Genomic DNA, 1,349 nt, shown 5'->3' with positions numbered 1-1,349 from the left:
TACTGCAACGGCAGTTAAGGAAGTGGGTAGCCGCGGCGTTTGTAGTGGCTGAGGCGGGCTTGGTGTTGTCGTCGGCGGCGGAAGCGTGACCAGGACCAGATGTGTTCGGCGGCGTCGGCGACACGCAGGACCAGCTTGGTGAGCAGGCGCCGGATCTCCGGTAGTGTAAAGCTGATCATGTCTGGTTCGGCGATACCGATTCCCCTTTTATGGCAAGGGATTTGGCGACGGCGAGCCAGGCGTGGGCGAGCATCGACAGGGTGATGTGGGCGTACCACGCCCGCCAGGACCGGACCTGGTAGTGATCCAGTCCGGCTTCGTTCTTGGCCTGCTGGAAACACTCTTCGATCCGCCAGCGCGCCCCGGCGATCCAGGCCAGGTTCAGCAGGGTGGACCGGCGGGGCCCGTAGCAGATGTAGTAGGCGATCTCGGTCGGATCAGAGATCGAACGCCGGGCGAGCAGCCAGTGCCCGCGCCCGGCCTGCCAGCCAATCCGGACCGGCACCCGTGCCCAGTCGTACTCGCGCGGCCCGTGCGCGCCGGCACCGACCGACAACCGCCGCCACGCCCGGGCGGGCAGGTCCGCGATCAGCTCATCGGCCCGCTGTTCGGTGCCCTCGGCGGTGATCAGGGTGTCGTTGACCTTGGTGGCCAGCACGTACGCGGCGTCGTGTTCCTCCAGCCAGGCTCGCAGGTACTTGACCTGCCCGTAGGCCTCATCGGCGGTGACCCACGCGAACGGCACACCCGCCTCGAACGCCCGCGCCAGCATGCCCATCGCCTGCCGCGGCTTCGTGGCGAACTCGACCTCATCCGGAATCCCCGCCCGTTGGCACCGGTCCCGGTCGGCGATCCACGGCTCCGGCAGATACAGCGCCCGATCGATCAGCGCATGCCCATGATCACCGGCATAGGCGAGAAAGGTCCCGATCTGACAGTTCTCGATCCGCCCCGCCGTCCCGGAATACTGCCGCTGCACCCCGGCCGAGCGCACACCTTTCTTCAGGAACCCGGTGTCGTCCACGATCAGCACGCCGCCCGGCTCGCCGAGATGCTCGACCACGTAGTCCCGCACGTCGTCACGCACCCCGTCGATGTCCCAGTCCGCCCAGCGCAACAACCGCTGCATCCCATCCGGAGACACCTCACCGGACTGCTCCGCCAGTGTCCAGCCGTTCTTCCGCTCCAACCCCGCGACCAGCCCGGACACATACTCCCGAGCCCGGCCCCGCGGCTCCGACCGCCTGAACCGTCCCGCGATCCGATCATGAACCCGATCCAGCTGCCCCATCACCACATCGACCACCACAACGATGATCTACCACACGACGACCAACTGCCGTTGCAGT

At 67.1% G+C, this 1,349-nt stretch carries 2 protein-coding genes; both read right to left on the bottom strand.

The genetic code is table 11. The features are described from left to right. Positions 1 to 14: 14 nt before the first annotated feature. A complete protein-coding gene (locus BM199_RS34185; RefSeq protein ID WP_177242661.1) occupies positions 15 to 179 on the bottom strand; it encodes a hypothetical protein in 165 nt (54 codons plus the stop codon). Further along, on the bottom strand, positions 176 to 1,309 hold the full coding sequence (locus tag BM199_RS33115) for an IS701 family transposase (RefSeq protein ID WP_043829840.1): 1,134 nt from the start codon (positions 1,307 to 1,309) through the stop codon (positions 176 to 178). Before BM199_RS33115 ends, BM199_RS34185 begins: the two co-directional genes overlap by 4 nt. Positions 1,310 to 1,349 lie beyond the last annotated feature (40 nt).

The sequence above is a fragment of the Amycolatopsis marina genome (assembly GCF_900111885.1).
GTDB classification, from domain to species: domain Bacteria; phylum Actinomycetota; class Actinomycetes; order Mycobacteriales; family Pseudonocardiaceae; genus Amycolatopsis; species Amycolatopsis marina.
The sequence above is the reverse complement of the archived record's forward strand: the minus strand, read 5'-3'. Positions and strand labels throughout refer to the sequence as shown.